At 36.9% G+C, this 22710-nt stretch carries 22 protein-coding genes; 6 read left to right on the forward strand and 16 right to left on the reverse strand.

From position 1 onward, the window contains the following. Positions 1 to 9: 9 nt before the first annotated feature. From HNP35_RS17145 to HNP35_RS17190, 10 genes are all read right to left on the reverse strand, one after another. Positions 10 to 1794 (reverse strand): chloride channel protein, encoded by a 1785-nt coding sequence (locus tag HNP35_RS17145; protein ID WP_184164888.1) that lies wholly within the window; start codon positions 1792 to 1794, stop codon positions 10 to 12. Between the two features lie 124 nt (positions 1795 to 1918). Then, positions 1919 to 2338: a hypothetical protein gene (locus HNP35_RS17150; RefSeq protein WP_116751098.1), complete on the reverse strand. Its 420-nt coding sequence runs from the start codon at positions 2336 to 2338 to the stop codon at positions 1919 to 1921. Between the two features lie 154 nt (positions 2339 to 2492). Then, positions 2493 to 3677, reverse strand: a complete 1185-nt coding sequence (locus HNP35_RS17155) for a DUF3570 domain-containing protein (protein ID WP_056251106.1) — start codon at positions 3675 to 3677, stop codon at positions 2493 to 2495. Positions 3678 to 3694: 17 nt separating this feature from the next. After that, entirely contained in the window at positions 3695 to 3928 is a 234-nt protein-coding gene (locus HNP35_RS17160; RefSeq protein WP_056251109.1) for a DUF4266 domain-containing protein, read from the reverse strand. Continuing rightward, on the reverse strand, positions 3925 to 4818 hold the full coding sequence (locus HNP35_RS17165) for an FAD:protein FMN transferase (protein ID WP_184164891.1): 894 nt from the start codon (positions 4816 to 4818) through the stop codon (positions 3925 to 3927). Before HNP35_RS17165 ends, HNP35_RS17160 begins: the two co-directional genes overlap by 4 nt. Positions 4819 to 4858: 40 nt before the next feature. After that, positions 4859 to 5293: a thioredoxin family protein gene (locus HNP35_RS17170; RefSeq protein ID WP_056251113.1), complete on the reverse strand. Its 435-nt coding sequence runs from the start codon at positions 5291 to 5293 to the stop codon at positions 4859 to 4861. Positions 5294 to 5398: 105 nt separating this feature from the next. Continuing rightward, positions 5399 to 6088, reverse strand: a complete 690-nt coding sequence (locus HNP35_RS17175; protein WP_056251116.1) for a VIT1/CCC1 transporter family protein — start codon at positions 6086 to 6088, stop codon at positions 5399 to 5401. A 9-nt stretch (positions 6089 to 6097) separates the two neighbouring features. Next, entirely contained in the window at positions 6098 to 6496 is a 399-nt protein-coding gene (locus HNP35_RS17180; RefSeq protein WP_056251122.1) for a hypothetical protein, read from the reverse strand. A gap of 137 nt (positions 6497 to 6633) precedes the next feature. Beyond that, the gene (locus HNP35_RS17185; RefSeq protein ID WP_116751097.1) at positions 6634 to 7071 is read right to left on the reverse strand and encodes a hypothetical protein; all 438 of its coding nucleotides are present in this window, start codon (positions 7069 to 7071) and stop codon (positions 6634 to 6636) included. A gap of 275 nt (positions 7072 to 7346) precedes the next feature. After that, on the reverse strand, positions 7347 to 7727 hold the full coding sequence (locus HNP35_RS17190; protein ID WP_184164894.1) for a hypothetical protein: 381 nt from the start codon (positions 7725 to 7727) through the stop codon (positions 7347 to 7349). Between the two features lie 349 nt (positions 7728 to 8076). Here HNP35_RS17190 and HNP35_RS17195 point away from each other — a divergent pair, with 349 nt between their 5' ends. Continuing rightward, positions 8077 to 8508: a hypothetical protein gene (locus HNP35_RS17195; protein ID WP_056251129.1), complete on the forward strand. Its 432-nt coding sequence runs from the start codon at positions 8077 to 8079 to the stop codon at positions 8506 to 8508. A gap of 256 nt (positions 8509 to 8764) precedes the next feature. Here the strand turns inward: HNP35_RS17195 and HNP35_RS17200 are convergent, their stop codons facing one another. Together HNP35_RS17200 and HNP35_RS17205 are read right to left on the reverse strand one after the other, a co-directional pair. After that, entirely contained in the window at positions 8765 to 9187 is a 423-nt protein-coding gene (locus HNP35_RS17200) for a response regulator (RefSeq protein ID WP_116751095.1), read from the reverse strand. A 423-nt stretch (positions 9188 to 9610) separates the two neighbouring features. Continuing rightward, on the reverse strand, positions 9611 to 11122 hold the full coding sequence (locus tag HNP35_RS17205; protein WP_184164897.1) for an ATP-binding protein: 1512 nt from the start codon (positions 11120 to 11122) through the stop codon (positions 9611 to 9613). Positions 11123 to 11466: 344 nt separating this feature from the next. Here HNP35_RS17205 and HNP35_RS17210 point away from each other — a divergent pair, with 344 nt between their 5' ends. Further along, complete coding sequence (locus HNP35_RS17210; RefSeq protein ID WP_184164899.1) at positions 11467 to 11892, forward strand: response regulator; 426 nt, start codon at positions 11467 to 11469, stop codon at positions 11890 to 11892. A 245-nt stretch (positions 11893 to 12137) separates the two neighbouring features. Here the strand turns inward: HNP35_RS17210 and HNP35_RS17215 are convergent, their stop codons facing one another. The 3 genes from HNP35_RS17215 to HNP35_RS17225 form a co-directional block, all read right to left on the reverse strand. Beyond that, complete coding sequence (locus tag HNP35_RS17215; RefSeq protein WP_035688638.1) at positions 12138 to 12773, reverse strand: class I SAM-dependent methyltransferase; 636 nt, start codon at positions 12771 to 12773, stop codon at positions 12138 to 12140. A gap of 286 nt (positions 12774 to 13059) precedes the next feature. Next, positions 13060 to 13347, reverse strand: a complete 288-nt coding sequence (locus HNP35_RS17220) for a hypothetical protein (protein WP_035688640.1) — start codon at positions 13345 to 13347, stop codon at positions 13060 to 13062. A gap of 161 nt (positions 13348 to 13508) precedes the next feature. Then, positions 13509 to 13727 carry a hypothetical protein gene (locus HNP35_RS17225; RefSeq protein ID WP_035688642.1) on the reverse strand — a complete coding sequence of 73 codons (219 nt, stop codon included), beginning with the start codon at positions 13725 to 13727 and terminating at the stop codon, positions 13509 to 13511. Positions 13728 to 14343: 616 nt separating this feature from the next. Here HNP35_RS17225 and HNP35_RS17230 point away from each other — a divergent pair. Continuing rightward, entirely contained in the window at positions 14344 to 14535 is a 192-nt protein-coding gene (locus tag HNP35_RS17230; protein ID WP_116751093.1) for a cold-shock protein, read from the forward strand. Between the two features lie 442 nt (positions 14536 to 14977). Beyond that, positions 14978 to 17368 carry an AAA family ATPase gene (locus tag HNP35_RS17235; RefSeq protein WP_184164902.1) on the forward strand — a complete coding sequence of 797 codons (2391 nt, stop codon included), beginning with the start codon at positions 14978 to 14980 and terminating at the stop codon, positions 17366 to 17368. Between the two features lie 50 nt (positions 17369 to 17418). Here HNP35_RS17235 and HNP35_RS17240 read toward each other — a convergent pair whose 3' ends face one another. Then, entirely contained in the window at positions 17419 to 19842 is a 2424-nt protein-coding gene (locus HNP35_RS17240) for an HD domain-containing protein (protein ID WP_184164907.1), read from the reverse strand. Between the two features lie 472 nt (positions 19843 to 20314). Between HNP35_RS17240 and HNP35_RS17245 the strand changes: the two genes are divergently transcribed. Both HNP35_RS17245 and HNP35_RS17250 read left to right on the forward strand, forming a co-directional pair. Beyond that, positions 20315 to 20770 carry a hypothetical protein gene (locus tag HNP35_RS17245; RefSeq protein ID WP_184164910.1) on the forward strand — a complete coding sequence of 152 codons (456 nt, stop codon included), beginning with the start codon at positions 20315 to 20317 and terminating at the stop codon, positions 20768 to 20770. Between the two features lie 653 nt (positions 20771 to 21423). After that, positions 21424 to 22683, forward strand: a complete 1260-nt coding sequence (locus HNP35_RS17250) for a restriction endonuclease (protein ID WP_184164913.1) — start codon at positions 21424 to 21426, stop codon at positions 22681 to 22683. Positions 22684 to 22710 lie beyond the last annotated feature (27 nt).

The following is a 22710-nucleotide window of genomic DNA, read 5'->3' on the forward strand; positions in this document are numbered from 1 at the left end:
GGGAAGGTTTTATTCAAAGATCATCGATTTTAGCCTGTTTCGGTATGATTCCAGCACATCTGATTTGGTTATAAAACCATAGTACTTCCCGTTTTTAAGCACCGGCAGGAAGGCCTTATTGCTTTTTTCAAATTTATTCATAACAGTTTCCATGCTGTCAAAGAGATCTGCAGTCTCAATGGGCTGGACCATTATATCTTTTACAAGGATATTTTCCGCTTTGAGGTTATCGAAGATTACCTCGCGTATATCATTAAAATACACCAGTCCCTGCAGATCGTTTTCACCGTTTACAACCCCAAAAATAACCTGATCGGAATGTGCCAGAAGATCGGCAACATTTTCAAGGTTTTGAGTGCTCTCTACAGTGAGGTAATCTTTTTTGACAAGGTCTTCAATTTCCAGTGTGCACAGAATATTAGTATCCTTGTTGCCGGTGAAAACATTTCCTTTTTTAGCGAGGTTTTTTACATCCAGGGAGTGCTTTTCAAAACGCTTGGAAACAGCAAAACTCACAGAGGCTACAATCATAAGGGGAATCATCAGATCATATCCTCCTGTTATCTCTGCAATAAGAAAAATAGCCGTTAGCGGCGCATGAAACAGGCCGCTGAGGATCCCTGCCATGCCCACGAGCGTGAAATTGCTGACGGGAAGATCAGTAAGTCCCGTGAGATTTAAAAATTTGGAAAAGAAATATCCGGCATAAGAGCCCAAAAAAAGCGAAGGGGCAAAATTACCGCCGTTACCGCCGCTTCCCAAGGTAATTCCCGAAGAAAATGCCTTGAGCATCATAGAAAACCCTACAAAGGCCAGCAGTACCCAGCTGTTGTCGGCATAATCCCCAAATAGCGTATTTTCAAGCAATTTTCCGGGCTCTTTGTCGGCAAGGGTTTTAATGCTTTCGTATCCTTCGCCAAAAAGCGTAGGGAAAATAAAGATCATCAGTCCTAAAATGCAGGCCCCGATTAGCGCTTTTTTATAGATGCCAAATTTTAAATGGGCAAAATAGTGCTCGGTTTTTAAAAATTTCCGGGCATAAAAAACGGCAATAAAACCCGTGAAAAGTCCCATTAAAACGTAAAAGGGAATATTATGGTAATCGAAAGTCTGTTTTTCCCTGAAGGTCAGCAGTATATTCTCATTAAGCACTATGGTGGAAACTAGTGTTCCGGTGGCCGCTGCAATCATAATAGGGGTAAAGGCCGAAATGGTGACATCCACCAGCAGCACCTCGATGGCAAAGAGCACCCCGGCAATCGGCGCATTAAAGGCGGCCGCTATACCGGCGGCAACCCCGCAGCCAATGAGCAGTGTGCGTTCCTGATAGCTTAACTTGAACTGCTGGGCAAAATTGGAGCCAAAAGCGGCGCCTGTGATCACAATGGGGCTTTCCAGTCCTGCAGATCCTCCAAGCCCTACGGTGAGCGAGCTGGTGATAATCTGGGCATACATCTGCTTTTTGGGAATAATACTGGCTTTTCTGGCCACAATATATAAAATCTGCGAAGTCCCTTTCTCCAAGGTGCCTCCCAGTACTCTTTTTACCACAAAAACAGTTAAAAGGATACCTATAACTGGCAGGATACTATTAATAAAACTCAGCTTTAAGGTGCCGTTGATATAGGTTGCAAAAGAATAGACCCAGTGCGCAAAGGCTTTTAAGAAAATCACGGCAAAGGCGGAAATAATTCCGATAAGGACACTGGAGAGAAAAATAAATTGTTTTTTGGTTAATTTTTCCTGTCCCCAGATCAGCAGGTTCTTTGCCTTTACGAATTGTTTTTTGAACATTTTACTAAATTGTATTGTAGAATCACAAAGTTACCTCTTCAAAGGGGTTAATGGGAAAAACCAAACGTTAATGTAATGCTAATTTTAAAGGCAGGGTTTACGGCGCGAGATAATTTGACTGCCATTACCGCTTGTTTAAAATTTTTCCCGATACGGTAAGCTCTATGTAAAGAAGCAGGCAGATGATTGCTGTTTCAGCTAAAAAGTACATCAGATCAAGAATTGTAAGCTTGTTGTAATGAATAAATAAAAAGGCAATGGTCAGCGCGCAGTACAGTAAATTGGCAAAACTTATTAGTCTGATGTAAAGCGCCCATTTTGCTTTTAAAAATAAAAAGCAGGCAGCCGAGTAAAAGCAGAAACAAGCTGCGATTGAGAAGAGTAAATTGAGTGTTGTCTTGGGCATGCCAATATAGGGGCTTAGATTTGAAAGCACTCCACAAAGCAGTACAGCGGTTAGCAGAGCCCCCACAGAGTCAATTAAGAAAAGTCTTCTTGGATTCTTTGCCAGATGACGGGTTAATTTTTCAAAAATTCTATTCATTTTCTATTGCTGTTCGCTGATTTAAAGGTAACGGTTTTTTATCAGAGATTCTTATCTGTTCTTTTTGTACCAGGACAATTTCATTTTGCTGCTGTGATGTTATTCAAACACAAAGCCCAATTGGATTGGGCTTTGTGTTTTTAAATAATTAATTCTATTTGTATTTGATGTTAATACTGATAATGTCCGAAGTCATATTGGTAGTTCTTGTATAATGACCATAACGAATCTCTAAAGTATTCCAGTGTTTGAGGCCGAAGATTCCGTTTAATGGAGTGAATTTCATTCCCATCCCAAAGAAACTGCTGTCAAACTTAGACAAATCATAGTTGCTGGTGTAATATTCATCAGCTGCTGTATGTTCGCCATACGGTTTAAAATACTTCGTGCCAGTTTGGGTATAATATCTGTAAAACGGGCTCATTGAAAATGCCTGGGTTAATTTCACCGGAATTTCAAGATCGGCAGTATGTGCTCTGAGACTCCAGTCATCGGTATAATATCTGTAATAGGCGCGAATAATTACATTGTCTCCTAAGAAATAACTGGCCCTGATCCCCAGTGGAATTTTAAGTCTGGTATCGGGCATTTTTTCCTGATGAACAGAACCGTCTGCAAAATAAACCCTGTGAAACGGAAGGCTTAAATATCCGTTTTGGCTGATAACGTCACCTACAAGCATGACCTGCAGATTTTTGTTTACTACCTGAGAATAACTCAAAGTTCCTGCAAAAGTATTTCGGTTCGCGCTTCCGTAGCCTTCGCCTCCCGAAGTGCGAAGCTCAACAGGTTCAATCAGTTTTAACTGATCGAGAAAGGTTTGAAATTTGGCCGTGAATTCACCATTTCTGTCTTTTGTTTTTTGGGAGAAGCTGATATTGCCTCCAAACGACTGATAATCAAATTCGGTCGATGATGAAACGCCAATACCCAATGTTCTTCCTTTCTCTTCATTTTCTCTTAGATAAGTTAGAGAAGGGTAGAAGCGGTTGTCTGAAGAAGATGCAGATGAATTGGCACTTAAATCAATCATATCTGATGAGGCAGAGGTATAGTGGTCAATACCGGCTTCAATATCAAAAGTATGCTTGATTCCGGTTTCTCCGTATTTTACCAGTTTAACATCGATCGTGTTGGCAATGTCGGTTAAATGTTCAGAACCAATTCCCCCGGTAACGGCTGAATTGTTTCCGTCCTGCTTGTAATAGCTGGAAACCAGATTTACCTCCTCTAGTTTTAATTTTTTGCTTTTGTAAGCTGTGGAATCTGTAGGAACATTTTGTGCTCTTGTCTGAAATAATGCCAGTAAGGCAAATCCTGTAATGAATATTCTTTTCATTTTTTATAGTATGAAAATTAGTTACAACCGCAGCCGCCGCCGCTTTTTCCTGAATTTGCCCCGGAAGCTCCTTCACGGTAGGATTGGAAACTGAGTTCTGTCTTTTCTATTTTCCTGTTGGAAAGGACCATTTCAGAATCGTTGATTTTTCCTTTCTGGTATTCTTTTACCGATGTGCAGGAGGTGAACAGAATGCCCGTAAAAGCAATGCTGCATAACAGTACTAGCGCTTTTTGTTTTGGCTTTTTCATTTCAGGTTAATGTTTTTAGAAGTGTAAATTTTATTGTTGTCGTCGATGATAATACAATATAGATCTGCTATCTGATCTATTAAAAACAAGCCTGCTTTAATACCCATAACCGCTATTGGAGTGGCCATTGCATCTGCAAATTCTGCGTTTCCGCTAATAATGGTCACGCTTTTTATTCCGGTTATCGGAAGTCCTGTTTTTGGGTCAATGGTATGCGAATATTTTTTGCCGTTAATGGTTACAAACTTTTCATAATTTCCAGAGGTCGCCACTGCTTTATTGGAAATTTCCATATAAGAGAATGCTGCATTTGGCAAATTAGGATCGGCTACGCCAATTGTCCATTTTCTACCGTCTGGCTGTAATCCCCAGGCCGAAAGATCGCCGCTGGCATTAATAATGCCGCTCTGCACATTATGATTTAAAAGTATCTGTTTTGCCATTTCAGCGGCATATCCTTTTCCAATGCCGCCAAAACCAATCCGCATTCCTTTTTCTTTTAAAAATACGGTTGTGTGTTCCGGGTCTAAAATGATATTTCTGTAATCAATAAGGTGTACCATCTTTAAAGCCGTTTCGGCATCTGGTAATTGGGTCATTGCCTTATCAAAATTCCATAGACTTTTGTCGATACTTCCATAAGAAATATCAAAAGCACCTTGTGTAATTCTGGAAATACCAATACATCTTTCGATAAGATTAAAAACTTCCAGATCTACTTTTACCGCCTTAATTCCTGCATTTTCATTAATGAGATTGGTCTGGCTGTCCTCTTTATAAGTAGTCAAAAGTCTTTCAATCCGCCTGATTTCTTCAATGGCAAGATTAATATTCTTATTTCCAAGATACTCATTTTCGGCCACAACAGTGATAGTAAAGTTGTTTCCCATGAGTTTTAGGGACTCGGAATACTTCTGTTTTTTCAGTATGTTACTTTTTGCTATCACAGATTGCTTTTATTTCGGCAGTCCACTGCTCAGGTGTAGTTTCTGGTTTTCCGTGCCAGGTTTTAAGAACTTTTCCATCAGCATCAAGAAGAAGGGTTAAAGGGAAACTTCCTTCTTTATTGTAAATTTCGGCTAAATCTTCATTTCGCTTTACCTGCTGGGGAGTTCCAATGTTTTTCTTCTTTCTTGGAAAATCAGCATTAACCAGTACCAGATTCTCGTTGGCCATATCTGTGAAAGCCTGATTTTCCAGATAGTCTCTGCGCGTCACGATACAAGGCCCACACCAGTCTGAACCGGAGAAGTTGAGTAGAATTAATTCGTGCTTTTCCTTTGCCACTTTTTTGGCATTAGTAAAGTCAGGTTCCCAGTTGATGGGAAGCACTGTCATTAAAAGGAACATTGTAATTAGTTTCATTAAGCAGTTTGTTTTTAGGTATATACGAAATAACGAATTGTCGGGGATCTTATTTTTTTTGCTTGCTTAAGATTCGATTAAATTTTAAATCAAAAAAACTATTTTCTAAGCAGTCTGGACACCAAAAATATAGCCCACCAATGCCGAGGCTGCCATGGCAAAGGTGCCCCAGATACAGATACGCAATACTGCTTTAAAAGTATGTGAACCTCCTGCTTTAGCGGCAAGTATTCCCGATAATGCCAAAAAGAGTATAGAGAAGCCATATTGATAAAATACCATTTCTTTGATAGGGGCAAAAATTGCGACCAAAAGAGGCAATAAACCTCCAATGATAAATGATACTGCCGATGCAAAAGCTGCAGTTAAAGGATTTGCTTGTGTGATTTCATTAATTCCGAGTTCATCGCGCGCATGGGCTTCAAGGGCATCATGAGCCGTTAATTCGATGGCAACCTGTCTGGCCAGTTCTTTATTTAAACCTCTTTGAATGTAAATATCGGTGAGTTCTTCCAGTTCTTCTTCGGGCAAGGTATCGAGTGCATTTTTTTCTCTTTTTAAATCAGCTGTTTCAATGTCAGATTGAGAACTTACCGATACATATTCGCCTGCCGCCATGGAAAGAGCACCGGCCACTAAACCGGCTACTGCCGCAAGCAAAATAGGTTCTCTGGTTACACTCGCCGCCGCAACACCAATCGCTAAACTGGTGGTCGATAAAATACCGTCGTTTGCACCTAGGACAGCTGCCCTGAGCCATCCGCTTCTGTTAATATAATGAACTTCAGTCTCCATAATTCTAATTTATTTTAGTTTAACCCAGTCCGGACTTTTAGAGATTTTTTCAGCACCTCCAAAATTAGTTTTTAGAAACTGTCTTATTTGTAATGCTGTTTTTTTTTGTGTAGCACTTTTCCAGTCATTCATATCATAAATATGAATCTGCTTTGCATTTGCGTTTGTAACAAATGAAATTCGGGATATTGAATCCTTATATTTTTTTATTTCATTTAACATCTCGCGATTTGGCAGCACAACAAGAATATTTTCCCAATCAAGAAAATCCTTAGGGATATCCTCACGGTCTTTTAATCCTAAAAATTCGAAAAAGGCTATTATTTTTTTGTCATTAAGCTTCTCTATATTTGAATCAACTGATTTTAAGAAGGTATGAAGTTTTGCCTCATCCTGAATTGTATTCATATTAAATTTTTTTGTTTTATATCATAAAAATTACATCAACACATTGTAAAATAATGGATTAAGACTTGTAGAATGATTCTGAATTTTATAATACTATTTTAGGTTCGTAAATATTTTATGAAATAATCAGTTAGCAGTTATCTAATTTCAGAATGTCTGATTTCTCCGCCTGTAGTGCCTGTTTGCTGACCAAAGTATAAAACTGTCAGGGAGAACACCAGTATAGCCAATGCAATATAATTAGCATACAATTTCTTTTTCCAATTGCTCCATAAAGCGACTATTGAACCTATGCCCAATGAATAGGATAGTAAAGCAAATATCTCTGCTTTTTCTTCATGTTCATGGATTAAACTTTTAGAGATTCCCTCAATTTGTTTTACCACGTGCTCGGCGCCTTCGCCTGTTGCTATTGCTGCAAATGCCGTAATTGCTCCCAGTATAAAAATACAGTAAGCTGTTCTTTTTACAATTTCAGATTTTACTGCAAATCCGCCTATGAGTATCAATAAACCTACAATGGGTATAATAATAGGCAAGTGGTTCAATACTAAGTGATAATGCGCTCCGTTCATAATGTTTTGTTTTAAAGTATTAATTTTCTATTCTTCTTTGTTCTCCATTTTCATCCAGGCAATGCATTGGCTAAGCCAGATTTTGTTCCTCTCGGCATTGCTTTTCATCGACCAATCGGGGCAATTGTAAAAAGCCCTGCGATGAGTTTATTGTTTACGGAAAACTCAATTATTTTAGAAAGCATAAGTTTGTTTTGTTAATCGTCGTTGTAAAAAATAAGCAATAGCAAAACACGCGTCAGTAGACGTGAAATTTTTAAGCCGATAAAAAACGATTAACAGTCTCTGGGCGGCTGCCAGATAGAGGAAAGGGAAATGGAAGAATAGGCAAAACAATACGTATATAAATTTTGTTTTTTATACGTAAAATTTACTTTTTGTATGGTTTCGTATTCTTGTATTAAAGGATAAAATACAACAGAGCTGATATTGGTGTGTGATTTAAAAGGCAGTTTCATATCCTTAGCATAATCGGCATCAAATACATCTGGTCCCTGATAATGAATGCACAAAAATTGAAGAACAGTTAAATTAGGATTTTGCTCTTTATGTTCCACATAATGTTCTACCATTACAGGCAGCTTTATAAGCTCTACCAACTGCGTTACAGACAAAAGGTAGACCGATAAAAATAATATGGAAAGGTGTTTTTTCACAATTCAAATATAGCTAATAATCCTGTAATATTTTTAGGTAACTACTTGTTTAGAAATGTTGTAAATAGTTAAGTCTTGCCAAAATACTTTTAAGTTTTACCTCCAAAAAGATAAAAGTCTGTTTAAAAACAAAGGGCGATAAAGCTATTACTGGAAGTTTATTCTTACTCACTAGAATGGTTCTAAATGTTAAATTTGATTGTTTTTTTTCTTGAATTCACACTAAATTAGCCATTGCATAAAAGCCACTGTTAAAAAAACGCCTTATTTTTTATTTATCAGCTGTTACAAGATTACATAGCATTACCAATAAACTTATCCTGTAGTAATTTAATTAGAAATATTATCCATGTATACTATAAATACGCAGCTGGCCTACTTTAAATACAACTTAGATTCTAAAAAGTTAATTGTAAATATTAAATGGTTTAAACTTGATAAGTTTAGCAATTTAAATTTGCAAGCGCTTTCTTTTAACAAATCAGATCTTGAACTATTTAAGAGTTTTATAGCTAAAAATAAACCTAACTTTCCCGGTTCTTGTTTTGTTGAGCAAACCAGAAAAGAAGGATTTGATATGTTGATCAATAATGAATTATCCCAAAGTGCATTGCCCTATTATCTCATTTTATCCAAAAATCCAAAGTTAAATTTGGGCAATTCGATTTATCAGGCTGAAATGATAATCTTGATGAATGAAAATTATCAATTCACTATTAATTATACTTTGGATTTTGACGTAATAGGTAAAATTGAAGTTTACAAACAGGTGAAAGAATAGAAAATAAATTAAATCAAAAAAAATCAATTTACGGTTTAAATTATCGAATATTTTTATGTTACATCATACAAAGCATCAAAATCTCCCGGTCTATTATCGATAAACGAAAACGGTGTCTCGAAATTCTTCAGAAACTGAAAGGAGAGCAAAGTTAACCAGATTCTAATTTTCAGTGGTCTTATTCCGAAAATTGGTGTGGCCATTTAGTTGACAACTGTTTGTTAATTGTCCTAATTTTTCCACATTTAGAATAAAATTATGTATTTGGGTGAACGCAATTTTTCCAGTACTCAAGTACTGTATTGATAATTGCTTTTGTTTTATGGAAGTCATTTTCTTTTTTAAAAAAGCCTTGAATACTAAGTGTAGTGTAAGCTTCTTCAATGGCATTTTCCGTTGCTGCGGTTGAGTAAAAAACAAAAGGTATGCTTTTTTTTCTAAGGACCGGGTCAGCATCTATAAGTCTCTTTAGCTCCAGTCCATTCATAATTGGCATGTTCACATCGCAAAAAATAATCAGCATTTTTTCATTACTGTTACATAGATATTCAAGTGCTTCTGCGCCATTAATTTTCCAGACGATTTTGTTAGTGGTACCCAGAGATACAATTACATCTTCTAAAATCTCCTTGTCATCTGCATCATCTTCTATTATTAGGATATTACCGTTTTTTATCATTGTATTATTTTTAAGAGTATCTAAATGTATAACGTTTTTTTTAATATAGTAATAATTAGAGCATAAAGTATATTAGGTATACTGATGTAAATTTAGTACAACCTCTTTTTTATCTGTTACCGCGTTAATTTTTATGGCAAAAAAGGAATCTACTCTAAATTATGTGTTCCAAGATTTTGCCACAAGCCTATAATTTCGATAATTGAGATATTAATTTGTTTAATTTTTTGAAAATCAAAATGATAAACCCGCCTCATACAATTAAGTACAGGGCGGGCTGTCCATAAACATAATCTTCCATTTTATGTCTACTTAAAAACTTTTGATTGTATATATTGAATTATCTGCGAAATTGAACTTCACAATTTGCAATAACACATTTGAGATAAGAATCTTTCAGTTTACCTATTTGTTTACAAGGTGCTAAAGATAAGAATCGGACTGTTTTAAAGGAAGGGTCACTGTAAATTCAGCGCCGTTGTCTTTCTCTCCCACAGCAGTAATAGAGCCATTATGCCTTTTGGCTATTTTTCTGCAAAGGGCAAGGCCAAGCCCGTTTCCTTCGAACTGGTCTTTGGAGTGCAGCCTTTCAAAGGCCGTGAATATTTTCTCTGTATCAACAATGTCCAGTCCAATGCCATTGTCCTTGATTTTTATTTCCAGCACCTCAATGCCTTCTTGATTCTTTATAATATCCGAAGTGATGATCACACGCGGCGGCTCATCGGCTTTTGAGAACTTAAGGGCATTGTGCACCAGGTTATAAAAAAGCTGGTGGATCAGTATCGGCGCCCCTTCTATCTGGGGAAGCTCACTTATGACCAGAATGGCTCCTTTTTCATTTATGATCAGTTCCAGATCGGTTTTGATATTTTCAATGACCAGGTCAAGGTTTATTTCCTCAACAGGCTGCGATCTTTTATCCAGGGTCGAGTAGGCAAGGATGCCTACCACGATATTCTGCATCCTTTGTGCGGACTGGTCTACCTTTTGCAGGAATTTTTTAGCGTTCTCACTAAAATCAGCTTTGTACTCATTTTTTAAAATACTATTGAAAGTTTTAATTTTTCGAATAGGCTCTTTCAAATCATGGCTCACCACACCCGCGAAATGCAAAAGATCATCATTGGACCTTCTGAGCTCCTCGGTATTTTGTGCGACCTGCCTTTTGAGCTCTTCTTCAAAGGCTTTCTGCTCGTGGATATCCTGGATGATCCCGATAATGGCGGTATCATCGCCGTTCTGGTCTCTGATGACCCTGCCGCTAATTTTAATCCATCGTGCGGTCCCCTCGGGGCTTACAATCCTGCTCTGATAACTTATTTTTCCTGTAAGGCTGGCCTCTTGGTGCGCTTCTGCGCGCGCTGTTAAATCCTCTGGATGCAGTTTTGCAAACAGCTCCTGGTCTGATATCTCCCCGTCAATTCCTAAAATGGCATTAAAATTCCCGCAGGCTGTCACTTTTTTAGTGGCAAGGTCAATTTCATAGGTGCCCATGCCTGAGGATTCAATAGCCATTCTGAGCCTTTGCTCGGCACTCTGGGTCTGCTGTTTTGCCAGATGAAGCTCGGTTACATCCGAGCCTGTATTCATCACCGCATAGATCCCGCCTGCCTTATTAAAAAGGGGGATAAAGCTGTAATTGAAATAAAAGGTCCTAAGGGAACCGTCCACCATTAAATCGACCTGTTTGTCCTTGGCGTGGAAGGGCGTTCCGGTTTTCAGCACGGCCAGGGCCTGGCCCGCAAAAGCCTGGTTTTGAATTTCGGGAAGTACTTCAAGATATTTTTTTCCAATTACATCATCTCCTTTACCCCACGCCTGTATCATAGCGGGGTTGGCGAGTTCTATTTTTAGTTCTTCCCCTGTATAAACAGCGGTAGGCAGAGGGGTATTATCAACAATGTCTTTCAAAAGCAATAGATTGTCATACATCGGTGGGTGGTTTTTGTTTTTGCGAAGCTATACCTTATCTGTACTTACACTGTTATAGTATTCTTTTTCATTGTTTTAAAATTCCAACCCATAGAAAATACCTTGTCTCTGGCAGTACAACAGGGGTGGTGGAAACGGAAAACTAGTATAATATTTTTAGACAAATAATGCCCTGCCCAAAAGGGATTGTTATTAATTTGGGTCAGTCCTGCCGCGGGAGGCGGGGGCGGCACTATTGGTATTTAATTTAAAGCCGTCCCGGGCAGATGTAAAGCAAAGTGTAAAATGGGATGCAGATTTGATTTTTTACTGCCTGGCAGCATATAAATTAGTACTTTTGCCTGATGAAAATAAGCGGAGAAATAATAGTGATAGAAGATGATCAGGATGACAGGGATTTTCTTAAGGATATTTTCGACAGTCTGGGTTATCCAAACAAAATTGTGTTTTTTGAAGATTCTTCCAAGGTACTGGACTACCTCTCAGATGTAAGGGTAAACCCCTTTATGGTTATCTCGGATATCAATATGCCCAAACTCAATGGTTTTGAGCTTCGCGGTAAAATACTTCAGGATGAGCAGGTCAATAAAAAATGCCTGCCTTACATCTTTTTATCCACCTCGCAGAATCCCCAAAATATAGCACAGGCCTACAGTCTTTCAGTGCAGGGGTATTTTAAAAAACAGGAAAATTTTCCCCAGTACAGGGAAATGATAGACAGGATCATTCAATACTGGCTGGTGAGCCTGACCCCTTTGCCTGTTATTTGAGAATTACGGTGCTGTTTTGAATTGATCCCTGCTGTGATGCAAGGACAATTGACGTATTAATTTTAAAAGCTGGCAGGGAAATAGAGATAAAAAACGCTGCCGGTGGAGTTTCTTTTTGCAGGGTCAGGGTTTACAAACCAACACTTATTCCCTATATTGACATTTTTTGAAACTGTACCGTAAGTTTGCCATGGTATCATTAAAAAAAAATATTGCAAAACGTTTGGTCTTTTAACACCCTTAACCTATGTCTTTTTTCTGGCTGTTAGTATGGTATGGATGTCCATTTGGGTCTTTGATATTTTATATTCTGTTTTGAATATTTGAAGTTCCTGAAATTTATTCTGCAAAAATTTTGTTTTTAAGTCCTCTAAATTATAATAATAGAAGTAAATCCTTTCCCCGCTGCTTCCAGACTGAAAACCGGACCTGTCCGGGTCCCCTTCCACAAAACTCATATAAATCAGTCCGTTTTCACTCAGCAGATCATAACAGTCGCCGATGAGTTTTCGGCTGTCCGCAGGCGATAAATACGGCAGGCAGAACCCGCAGACTATGGCGTCATATTTGGTTTTGATCTGGTCAATCTCCCTGCTGTCCATTACTTGGAAACGGGCTGTGGGATTATTCGCTTTTGCAAGCTCTATCATGTTGGGGGCAATGTCGATGCCAAAAACAGCAAAGTCGGGCCGTTTTGATAACAGGTACTTTGTAATATTTCCAGGGCCGCAGCCAATTTCCAGAATTTTCGGGTCTGTTTTATCCATTGAACTGCATACAAAGTCATAAGTTTCATTGTACAGGTCCAGGTCCATAAACCTGTCCTGATACAGTGAAGCGATCTTGTTCCAGGTTTCAAATGTTTCCTTGTATGGGTCCATTATCGTGTTGTGTTAAAAAATGATATATAAAGTTTTGTAAGGGTAAATAGTTTACAGCTTATCAAACTCAGGTATTTTAGCTAAGCTAAAATACTATTAAAAATAAAAATACACCAAAGAGGTAATTTTTTTGAAGGACAGCAAAGACATAAAAAAAAACTTAATTTTTTTGGAAGTTTTCTGGGGCGGTGATAGAGGGACTATGGCTGCAGTTTTTACCGGTGTGCCGCAGATTTCAAATTACTCGTTGTAAAGCTGCAGTTTATCCCGAGTTTTGAGCAATAGGTTAATTACGCAATACCGTATGATTTATTTTGATCAGGCCCTTTAGGGTGATACAGCTTTCATCTGTCGCCGGATTAAGGACAATATACCTCTGATCCTCCAGCGCGATCAGCGCATCGAGTATTTTTGCCTGGTTTTGCCTTTGGGCAGCAATATTTTCTTTAAAGGTTCTCAGGACATTGTAAGGGGGGATTACAACTGCTGTGAGCTCTTCCAGCGTGAAGGTTTTGGGATAGCTTGCGGCAAGTTTATTGAGTATGCTATCAGAATAATGGGATGATGTTTCCAAGATGTACTAGTTTAAATAATAACACAATAGCTTTGAATAAAGATACGAAGATCTGATAATTATTTAAATGATTTTAAATGTTTTCCCTGATATCCGATTTGAAATGCGGATATAAAAAGGGCTGATTACACAATAGCACTGAGATTTTTAATTCTCCAGGGTTATTCGTTTATTTTATCCTTGTGGTGCTCGTTTAGCCATTTTTCCATTCGCTGCAAGAGCTGTACTTCTTTAGGGTCGCCCTGCGGATTGGAAAGCCCAGTGATGGTCCTATGGAAATAAAACTTTTTATCCTCAAAGCGGCAGGTGAATTTTGGCACCTCGTTGTGGATCACCAGCCATTTGTCCCGGTCTGTACTTTTAATTTCAAACTTCTTCATTTTTCTTACTCTGCAGAGCAGCTGCAGGTACTTAAGTGTTATTGTTGTATACTGTTTTAATGCTGCATTGTAAACCACAAAATTAGAGGATTATTGCCCTTGTTTTGTTATATAATTTACAGCCGGGCTGTATTTTTTTATGGGGTATAGATCAGCGAGGTCTGCCGGCAGGATCATTGTACTTATGACGGCCAGAATGCACCCGACAGCTGTTTTGTGTCATTTGGGGATCTTGGTTCTTCTGTGGTGAAAATAATGCTTTTTCTTTTTTATTTACAAAAGCAGGCAGAGTTTAGCAGGCGCTGAATTAATCGGGTATTGGGAATTAATTGCTGCTGGAATTTAACTTTGAGTGGTCAGCATCGTTAATTGTATATAATGATTTTTATTGGAGCTTTTTCCCGCTATGCGCTGCAATCTTTTGTGCCGAACACCGGCACAAAAGGATTTCCACTTTTATCGGGGCTAGGGCTGCTGCTGAGACAGCAGAAGCTTCAGGCAAATCCGGAGCCTTTTTGTTTTTGAATATCTGAATTTAAATTAAATAAAATAAAAAACTCAAATTCAGCGGGTTCTCATTTAATAAAGCTACCTTTATACCCTTAAATACATTAAAATGCAAGAAGGTACAGTAAAATTTTTCAATGAAGAAAAAGGGTTCGGATTCATAACTCCTAATAACGGAGGGGCCGAAGTTTTTGTTCATGCTTCAGGCCTGTCAGAGAACATCGCTCAAAACGATGCAGTAAGATACGACGTGGAAGAAGGCCGTAAAGGTCCAAACGCAGTAAACGTAGTTATAGTATAATATACTCTTCACAGTTAACTTTATAAAGGCGCCTCTAATCAGGTGCCTTTTTTGTTTATAGTAGAGCTTTGAACCTAAACTCTGTAACCTTGTTTTTGCTGGATTTCTAGTTTTCAAAAATGCCATGTGCCACGATTCTTCCACAAATCTCTTATTGCTTATTGTTATAACATTTTTTGATGTAGTAATGTTTCGAACTTTAGATTTTAAGTGATTGTTGTATAGTGTTTTACGTTTTGTCTTAAAACCGATGCACCGATTCTGCACCTAAATTCAAATCAGTTTTCCATATTGATTAAAGTTTAATGCGTAAAGGATTTTTTTTGATTATATTTTGAAGAATTACTTGTTAAAAAAAAACTAAATTTACATTGTTAAAGCAGCTATCAATTATTTTAGATAGATAGTATGTCAGTTTTAATTAATAACATCTAAATTTAAAATGATTCATAAAATTGAAAGATTAACATCAATTGGTAAATTCAGAAATTATTCTGCGGCTGGACAAGTCAATTTTCACAAGGTAACTTTAATATATGGAGACAATGGAAGCGGTAAGACAACTTTAACTTCAGTCTTTAGATCGGCGACTACAAATAATCCTCAAGTAATAAGAAGCCGAATTTCTACTAATCATACTGCAGCTCAGGCTGCTCAAATTGTTGAAGTAGGGACACCAAATGTTTTTCATACTTTTGGAACAACTGGCTGGACAATACCTTTACCAAATGTCGAAATCTTTGACATACACTTTATAAATGATAATGTATATTCTGGCTTTGAGTTTGGCGATGGTCAAAAAAAACAATTGCATCAATTTGTTGTCGGTGCATCAGGTATTGCTGTTCAACAACAGATAGAAACTAATAAAACAGCAAAAACCACTTCACGGGCAACTATAGCAACATTAGAACAGCAGATTATTACAGCGGTAGGCAATGATGTTACATCCGGAGCAATGCTTAACGAATTGGTAGCACTCCCCGCGACTAGTGCCGTAGGTATTGCACCGCTTATTGTGTCGGCAGACTTAGCGCTCACAAACGCCCGTGCTAACTCCATCATCCAAAATTTACAAAATCTAGCTCCATTAACCCCATTTATTTCAGGGATAGATTTTAATGCCTTAAAGATTGACTTGCAAACTACTACGGAAACTATTCAAGAACAACTATTAAATACATTATTTTCTGACCATTGCCAAGATTTGACGATTCACAAGATTACAAATCCTGAAACGTGGCTTGAGCAAGGTTTTAATTATCTAAAACTAAAAGGCGCAGTAACGGAGGGTGATTTAAATTGCCCTTTTTGTATGCAATCGATCAATTCCAGTATGGATATTATTCGTGCCTATGCAACTTTATTTAATGAAGAATTTAATGCTTTAACGACTAGAATCCAAAATCATTTAAATGACATTCAATCATTTAATCTTGTTGCTACAACGCAAGCATTAAATAATGCCCAGCTGGAAAATAATAGAGAAATTTCACTATGGACTATGCATTTACCAGAGACAGCTGTAGCGCCTAATTACAATTTTGTACCGGAAGAATCTGCCCTGCAAATTGAAATGGAAAGACTTTTAGCTATTGTACGTCATAAAGTTCAAAATCCGTCAGCTTCTGTAGATGTTGAAGCAGTTGTTGATTTTGAAAGATCAGTTGCAGGAATAGGAGCAGGAATTATAACTTATAATCAAGAGGTCACAAATTATAATATCGAAATTACTTCTTTTAAGACAGGAATTCAGACCGTGATCCAGGCTGAAGCAGAATTAGCTCGACTTAAAAGAATAGAGCAGAGATTTAATCCTGCAACTGCAGTTCTTTGTGAGCAATTGACGGCGGAGAGGGTAGTCCTCCGAACTTTGGAAACGCAATATTCTACCTTGTCCGAACAACAGCAATCGTTAGCTTCGGCGTTTCTCACAACATACAGTACGCGAATAAACTATTATTTGAATAATATTTTTAAAACTTCATTTCTGATTGAAGATGTTGTACATGTTGCACCAAGAGGACAGGCACGCGAAAGTAAAATAGGTTATCGATTAACAATTGATGGATTAGACATTTCATTTCAAGATGGACAACCATTTAGCGCACGGGAATGTTTGAGCGAAGGCGACAAAAGTACCATAGCATTGGCATTCTTCCTTGCAAAACTCGATAATGACGCTAATTGTTCTGATAAAGTGCTCATATTTGACGATCCTTTATCAAGTTTAGATACAAATCGTCGTACTTATACAGTAGGTATTATTAGAGCACTGGTAACGCAAATGAAGCAAGTTATTGTTTTGAGTCACAACGAATATTTTTTGCATGAAATAAGTAGAGATTTTGGTGCTGCACTTTTGAAAACACTGAGGGTAACGGAAAATTTTGCTACAAGAGCCTCCATTCTTGAGGTATGTGATCTGGACTCTCTAGTTAAAAACGACTATTTTAAACACTTTGAAGCATTGGAAAACTTCCGTACAAGTCCAGACCATGCGATGAAGGACATTGTAATTGGATGGATGCGGAATATTTTAGAGGCTCATTTGCGATTTAAATATTACAGCGAACTTCGTGCGATGGGTGGAGTGCAAACCTTTGGTGCATTAATAACATTTTTGGAACGGTCAGCTGTTGTTTTCAGAGATATGAACCGAGTACAGGTCATAGCAGATTTACGTCTTTTAAATAGCGTTTCTTGGCGGCCGCACCACGGCGACCCAATGCCTGATTTTGGGTCATTGGCCATAAATCCCACTTCTATGTCTGCGGCTGAGCTTGATAATCTTATTCAAGACACTTTAAACTTGATAAATGCAAGGCTTTAAATTTTTTTACACCAGCTAAGCTTTGTAAATTGTTGTTGTATCGAAATACCTTATTTAGTTACTCTGTTCATACCGCTTAAAAACATTTTGTTTTTGGATTGGGCTGTAAAAATTTCTTTTAACTTGTCCCAATACAACTTGTCAACATTTTTAGCGATTTCATTACAAATTAGGTAGGCAAATTCTTCTTCAAAAGAAAACCATTTATCACTTATAATAATTTCAGTGCGCGGTGAATTTAAATCGAGATCTCGGTTCCCACAAACGTCAATGACAAATGCAAGAGGTAGAGGCCAAGCTAATCGAACCTGATTATTTTTGACTTCATACCATTCAGTAAATAAACTTGTAGGAACTTCTATTCCGTGCAGAGAAAGTCGAGAGGCTGAACGGGCATATTGCTTTGAGGATTTATCTTCTTTAATTTCGCCATCATCGTTTATAGTGATTGAAGTTCCCGTTTCTTTAATTAAATTTTCTTCAATTCTAATACTTTTTTGAAGCTTATATGGTTTACCTTCAATGTCTACTTGCCTGATTTTAAGATCAAGTTCTAACACGGGCTCACCATGGCTTTCCAAAATGGCAGCTGCTACTGACCCAATAATGCCTGTTGATTTGTCATTTAATTCAATTTCAAATTTTCTAATATTTTCATGTTCACGCCAAGTAGAATCTTGCATAGAAATTGCTTTCGTTTCGACAAAGCTGTTTTCGTCACGTATCTTGGATGAAGTTGTAGTTATGATGTTAATCTTAAATGGTGGATTAGGTATAACTCTTTCAACAGATTTGATAAACTCCTCTTCAGAAAGGTCTTCCCATGGATTTCTATTCTTACGAAGTACTAATTTTGTTGTTGTTCCAGGTATATCACGAGAACCGCTTTGAATAAGGAAGATACTTTCTTGTCCTTCAACAGTTATGCTTAATGGTTCGCTGGATTTGTGTGGTTTGTACAATCGTTTAGTGTCAACCATTAATGTATCTGCTACCATGAAACAGGATAGGATGCCAATACCAAATCGTGAAGTTGGCGTAAAGTCTGCATTTGATTCAGATTTTAAATTGTAGAAGTCAGCTGATTTATAGAATGATGAACCAACGCGAGAGTAGTATGTATCAATGATATATTGATCCATACCTGTTCCGTTATCAGAAACTTCAAGAATGGTATCTTCATTTTCCTTGTAATATTTGACGATAATCCAAGGTTCATACGGATTTCTCCAATTTTTTTCTTGTGCTTGTCGAAGCAAACAGGCGTCGATTGAATTTTGTAAAAGTTCTCTGAGTGCAACTTGCGGTTTGCCGTACAGTTTCGTGCCCATTAGAAGATCAATTACTTGACGTTTACTAAGGTTAAATTGAGTATCTCTATACAGATAAAGTGGTTCTCCACGAACATCTTTTTTAGTTACGATTTTTTCACGATTAACTTTAAATGGGAATTTGATATGAATTTCTCGACCTTTAGATGCGTTAAATTCATTTAATGAGGAAACAATATTATTACAAATTGATAATTCATGATCAATGAAATTGCAAAACTGATGGATTGATGCTTCTATAGCTGGGTGGGTACATTTTGCACTGAATTGTATAATATCGGGATTAATTTCCCATGCTTCAATTGCACGATGTTTGTTCCATTCCTGTAAAGAAACAGGATTACGAACATAGAGATGGGAAAAAAGTATCGCCGGCGTTCTTTTTGAATCAAAATCAAGAATATCAGCAAGTCTTAAAATTACACCAACAATTGGTAGACAAGCAGATATGTCTACTGCACATAAATGGTTCTTTTCAAGGTCGAGCAATTTTAACGCATCTTCGTTGTGACTATAGCAAATTTGTGCAAGCTCGACTGTTAAGTCACTGTCGCGAAATAATATATTTCCATTCCAATCCCAATCAATAATGTCGCGTGCTCGATCGGCATGAGTTTGACGGATAAACTCACTTATTAAAAACGACTTTATATTATCAGCTTGGCTATGTTTTCCTTGTGATATAAATCGATAAATATATTCTTGTTGTTCAGGTCTTGCATCGTAAAATCTTTTGAATTGGTCGTAGGCTTTTTTTTCATAATCATTTAAAAAATCAGGATTATTATCCCAAACCTTTTTCCATGCAAGTACTTCTTTCTCATCTGGTGACATTCCAATATCATGAAAAAACACAGATAAAATCAAGAGCATTAATTCCGGGGTAGATAAATTCGCTATATTTTTCTTGCCTAATAGACGCTCCATTATATTTAGTACTCGGAAGAGGTGGTCACCATCATGAAGTGTGTATTCACCCATATGCCGCAAAATGGTTTTTGTACGTTGAAAAGAATATGAAACAGCAGAATTTATAAGTACTATAACTTCTTCGTCTTTTTCTTTAGTTCTTTCCTTAATAGTTGCATAAAGCAAACTTTTTTCTAGTCGCGGTAAATATTCATCTTTATAATCGTCGGCCATCTGTTTGATTTAAAATGTGTTTTAAATTAGTGTAAAGGTACAATTCTATTAACTAATTGTTGTTTGTATAGTTTCAAAAATAACACACATTATTATTCACTAAAGGTGCAAATAAAATTTAAGTCTGATAAAAAAACAAAATGGTAATTTGTTTAGAGATCTCAGTGTGAGTGTATTTTTGTGTCTATTGTAGAAAATATCCTATTACATAATTCTTCTGTGGGATTAACTCTTAATTGAGGTTAAGAAGTACTGCTTAAGGTAGTTAGTTTGAATAAAAAGAGAGAATTATAGCATTGTTTTAAAAAAAAAATATACATTTGTGTAAGGTTTTTTGGTACGCCTGCTCGTTTGTGCAAAGATTTTATCATCCAAGATATAGATAATATAACCTTCAGAGCTTATTATCCAACCATAGTGTACAAACGCAAAACCTCGGGATGATAATCTTTGAAATAAAAAGGATTATATTATGGAACCTATTGAATTTTTCAAACTACAAGCAAAAAATCTACTTAGAGATTTTAAGACCAAAACTACAGTTTCTGGGAATATGGCTAGCGACTTTAAGTACGACTATGCGCCGAAGTATTTTCATATTTATGATGTCATTAATGATTTTAATATCGACGAAGAAAATTTTAGTCTGATGAATGCCCAGCACGTAATTGCCAAGATCGCGGGATTTGGCAAATGGAGTGACTTGGCAGGAGCTTCGTTTTCAGAATTAGAACTTGCAAAATTATTATTTGAGTATCAAGACAAAATAGATATACTCTCATGGAATCTTTATATCGCCGATGCACAAGCGATGAATGAGCAGGAACTTGACGCGGAGATTCAAGTCGGAATATTCGAGCAGGTTGTGATTGAAGAAAATATTTTTGACATGGAAATACAGAGTTATTTATTGAAACATGACTATTAACTATTTATCAGAAAGAAAAGCGAATATAAAAAGTAGTCACTCAGCATTTAGAGAGGGCGAGACAATATCTGTGTTTGAAATTCATAATTCGTAATAGACTTACTGTAAAAATCCACGGGTAATTGATCTTAAAAAAATGCCTCAAGTTTCTCGAAGTGTCTGCTCGTTCATAAGAAAGCCAGGTCTAGAAAAAATGGAAAAAAAGAAAGCAGATCACCAATGGACCAGTGGCTAGGATGCGAAGTATTATAAAAGTACCGCACGGCTGGCAAGCGAAATTGGAACCTATATAGACATGCATAGTACGACGGCTTCTATCTTGGCTAACTATTTTCCCATTACGAATGAAAATCGTTAATAATTGTATGGACATAAAATTGAGTTTCTTTTTTTGACAATTGATAGCATTGATAGTGGATTTAAGAACTATGATAAAGACAAAATGTTTTATTACTGCTGTGCTACCGAGTTATTAGTTGATTTCAAGAATTAATGTAAATTTTGATATAATTTGGAATTAAGAGGTATTACCTAAAAATTAAAAATGATAAGTTATTATATTTACTACTTTAAGTTCGAAGGCTAGATGGTACATAATTACTCTAATTAATTTGGTGAAATAGCAGTTGATGAAAATTAATATACACTAAGAAATGACAGATGTTGGTTTAACAAATACTGAAATAAAAAATAAGTTCAATGAATTGTGGGAAGATTCAAAGATAAGTCCTCAGAAAAGAGGATTTGCGTTTGAAAAATTGCTGAAGGCAAAATTAGAAAATGAGCAGTTAGAACCACGGTCAGGATATAGGCCTACAGCTGAACAAATCGACGGCTCTTTTTTTTGGGAAGGAAGGACTTTTCTAATAGAAGCGAAGTGGGAAAAAAATAAGCTACCAGCATCTAGCCTATACGCATTTCAAGGCAAATTGAACGGTAAATTTCATACAACATCAGGTGTTTTTATTGCTGTTAATGGATACAGCGCTGATGTAGAGGAAGGATTGAAAGTTGGCAAACCTCTTAACATGGTTCTGTTTGACGGTTCCGATATTCAGCTGATTTTTAATGATGAAGTGAGTTTTCTACAGGTTCTGAAGTTTAAACTGCGACAGGCAGGAGACACCGGTAGCTTAAACGTGCCGTATGAAATTACTGAAGATATACAGAATATTGTAGAGGCTGACCTGAATTTTATGTTTTTAGATGATCTTGCGGAATTTAATCATCAGGATGATTTTTATGCTGATTTTCTTGTTTTCGTAGAGGGTGCAAGTGATGTGAAACTAGTGCACGCTTTATTGAATTCGAAAAATGATGGCCGCCAGCTTTCATATAAAATAATAGTTTTAGAGGGTGTCGATAAAATTAGAGAGCTTCCAGCATTGATAAATCAATATATCAGTGAATATTCTACCAGTGCAGCCCTGATAGTTTTGGATCAAGATATTTATGACGAATTAAAAATGATCATTGAAACCACATTGGAAAATTTGGAGAATTCGTCAATCTATATCAATACCAAATTTTTATCGATCAGCAAATCGGTTAAAAACATTTTAGAAAGATTAAACAAAAAAATATCTGCCAAGGATCAAAATCTTCTTGAAAAAACTGCACTATATGATGAACTTCAAAAATTCATCCAAAATATTATAGACGTAACATACTTTGACCCTGCTACTGATCTTCCATATGAAAATTTTCAGGGTACGATGAATGAAGCCACTTTTGACTATAAGAATTCGGAAATCTCATTCGATCATTATTCAGGAACACCCCTGATAATCACTGATATCGAAGGTCTCGTTGACCACCTTAATGAAGAAGTGATAAGCGCTATGGTGGAAAAAGCGGTCAAATTGACCACGCTTTTTCAGCATAAAGTGACCACCGATTTCGGGTCAAACTGACCACTCCTTTTCAATTTAAACTGACCA

The sequence above is a fragment of the Flavobacterium notoginsengisoli genome (genome assembly GCF_014207905.1).
GTDB classification, from domain to species: Bacteria; Bacteroidota; Bacteroidia; order Flavobacteriales; family Flavobacteriaceae; genus Flavobacterium; species Flavobacterium notoginsengisoli_A.

Excerpts from the sequence above, each read along its gene's own strand:
- HNP35_RS17145 (WP_184164888.1), bottom strand. The coding sequence starts at position 1,794 with ATGTTCAAAAAACAATTCGTAAAGGCAAAGAACCTGCTGATCTGGGGA.
- HNP35_RS17150 (WP_116751098.1), bottom strand. The coding sequence starts at position 2,338 with ATGAATAGAATTTTTGAAAAATTAACCCGTCATCTGGCAAAGAATCCA.
- HNP35_RS17155 (WP_056251106.1), bottom strand. The coding sequence starts at position 3,677 with ATGAAAAGAATATTCATTACAGGATTTGCCTTACTGGCATTATTTCAG.
- HNP35_RS17160 (WP_056251109.1), bottom strand. The coding sequence starts at position 3,928 with ATGAAAAAGCCAAAACAAAAAGCGCTAGTACTGTTATGCAGCATTGCT.
- HNP35_RS17165 (WP_184164891.1), bottom strand. The coding sequence starts at position 4,818 with ATGGGAAACAACTTTACTATCACTGTTGTGGCCGAAAATGAGTATCTT.
- HNP35_RS17170 (WP_056251113.1), bottom strand. The coding sequence starts at position 5,293 with ATGAAACTAATTACAATGTTCCTTTTAATGACAGTGCTTCCCATCAAC.
- HNP35_RS17175 (WP_056251116.1), bottom strand. The coding sequence starts at position 6,088 with ATGGAGACTGAAGTTCATTATATTAACAGAAGCGGATGGCTCAGGGCA.
- HNP35_RS17180 (WP_056251122.1), bottom strand. The coding sequence starts at position 6,496 with ATGAATACAATTCAGGATGAGGCAAAACTTCATACCTTCTTAAAATCA.
- HNP35_RS17185 (WP_116751097.1), bottom strand. The coding sequence starts at position 7,071 with ATGAACGGAGCGCATTATCACTTAGTATTGAACCACTTGCCTATTATT.
- HNP35_RS17195 (WP_056251129.1), top strand. The coding sequence starts at position 8,077 with ATGTATACTATAAATACGCAGCTGGCCTACTTTAAATACAACTTAGAT.
- HNP35_RS17200 (WP_116751095.1), bottom strand. The coding sequence starts at position 9,187 with ATGATAAAAAACGGTAATATCCTAATAATAGAAGATGATGCAGATGAC.
- HNP35_RS17205 (WP_184164897.1), bottom strand. The coding sequence starts at position 11,122 with ATGTATGACAATCTATTGCTTTTGAAAGACATTGTTGATAATACCCCT.
- HNP35_RS17210 (WP_184164899.1), top strand. The coding sequence starts at position 11,467 with ATGAAAATAAGCGGAGAAATAATAGTGATAGAAGATGATCAGGATGAC.
- HNP35_RS17215 (WP_035688638.1), bottom strand. The coding sequence starts at position 12,773 with ATGGACCCATACAAGGAAACATTTGAAACCTGGAACAAGATCGCTTCA.
- HNP35_RS17225 (WP_035688642.1), bottom strand. The coding sequence starts at position 13,727 with ATGAAGAAGTTTGAAATTAAAAGTACAGACCGGGACAAATGGCTGGTG.
- HNP35_RS17230 (WP_116751093.1), top strand. The coding sequence starts at position 14,344 with ATGCAAGAAGGTACAGTAAAATTTTTCAATGAAGAAAAAGGGTTCGGA.
- HNP35_RS17235 (WP_184164902.1), top strand. The coding sequence starts at position 14,978 with ATGATTCATAAAATTGAAAGATTAACATCAATTGGTAAATTCAGAAAT.
- HNP35_RS17240 (WP_184164907.1), bottom strand. The coding sequence starts at position 19,842 with ATGGCCGACGATTATAAAGATGAATATTTACCGCGACTAGAAAAAAGT.
- HNP35_RS17245 (WP_184164910.1), top strand. The coding sequence starts at position 20,315 with ATGGAACCTATTGAATTTTTCAAACTACAAGCAAAAAATCTACTTAGA.
- HNP35_RS17250 (WP_184164913.1), top strand. The coding sequence starts at position 21,424 with ATGACAGATGTTGGTTTAACAAATACTGAAATAAAAAATAAGTTCAAT.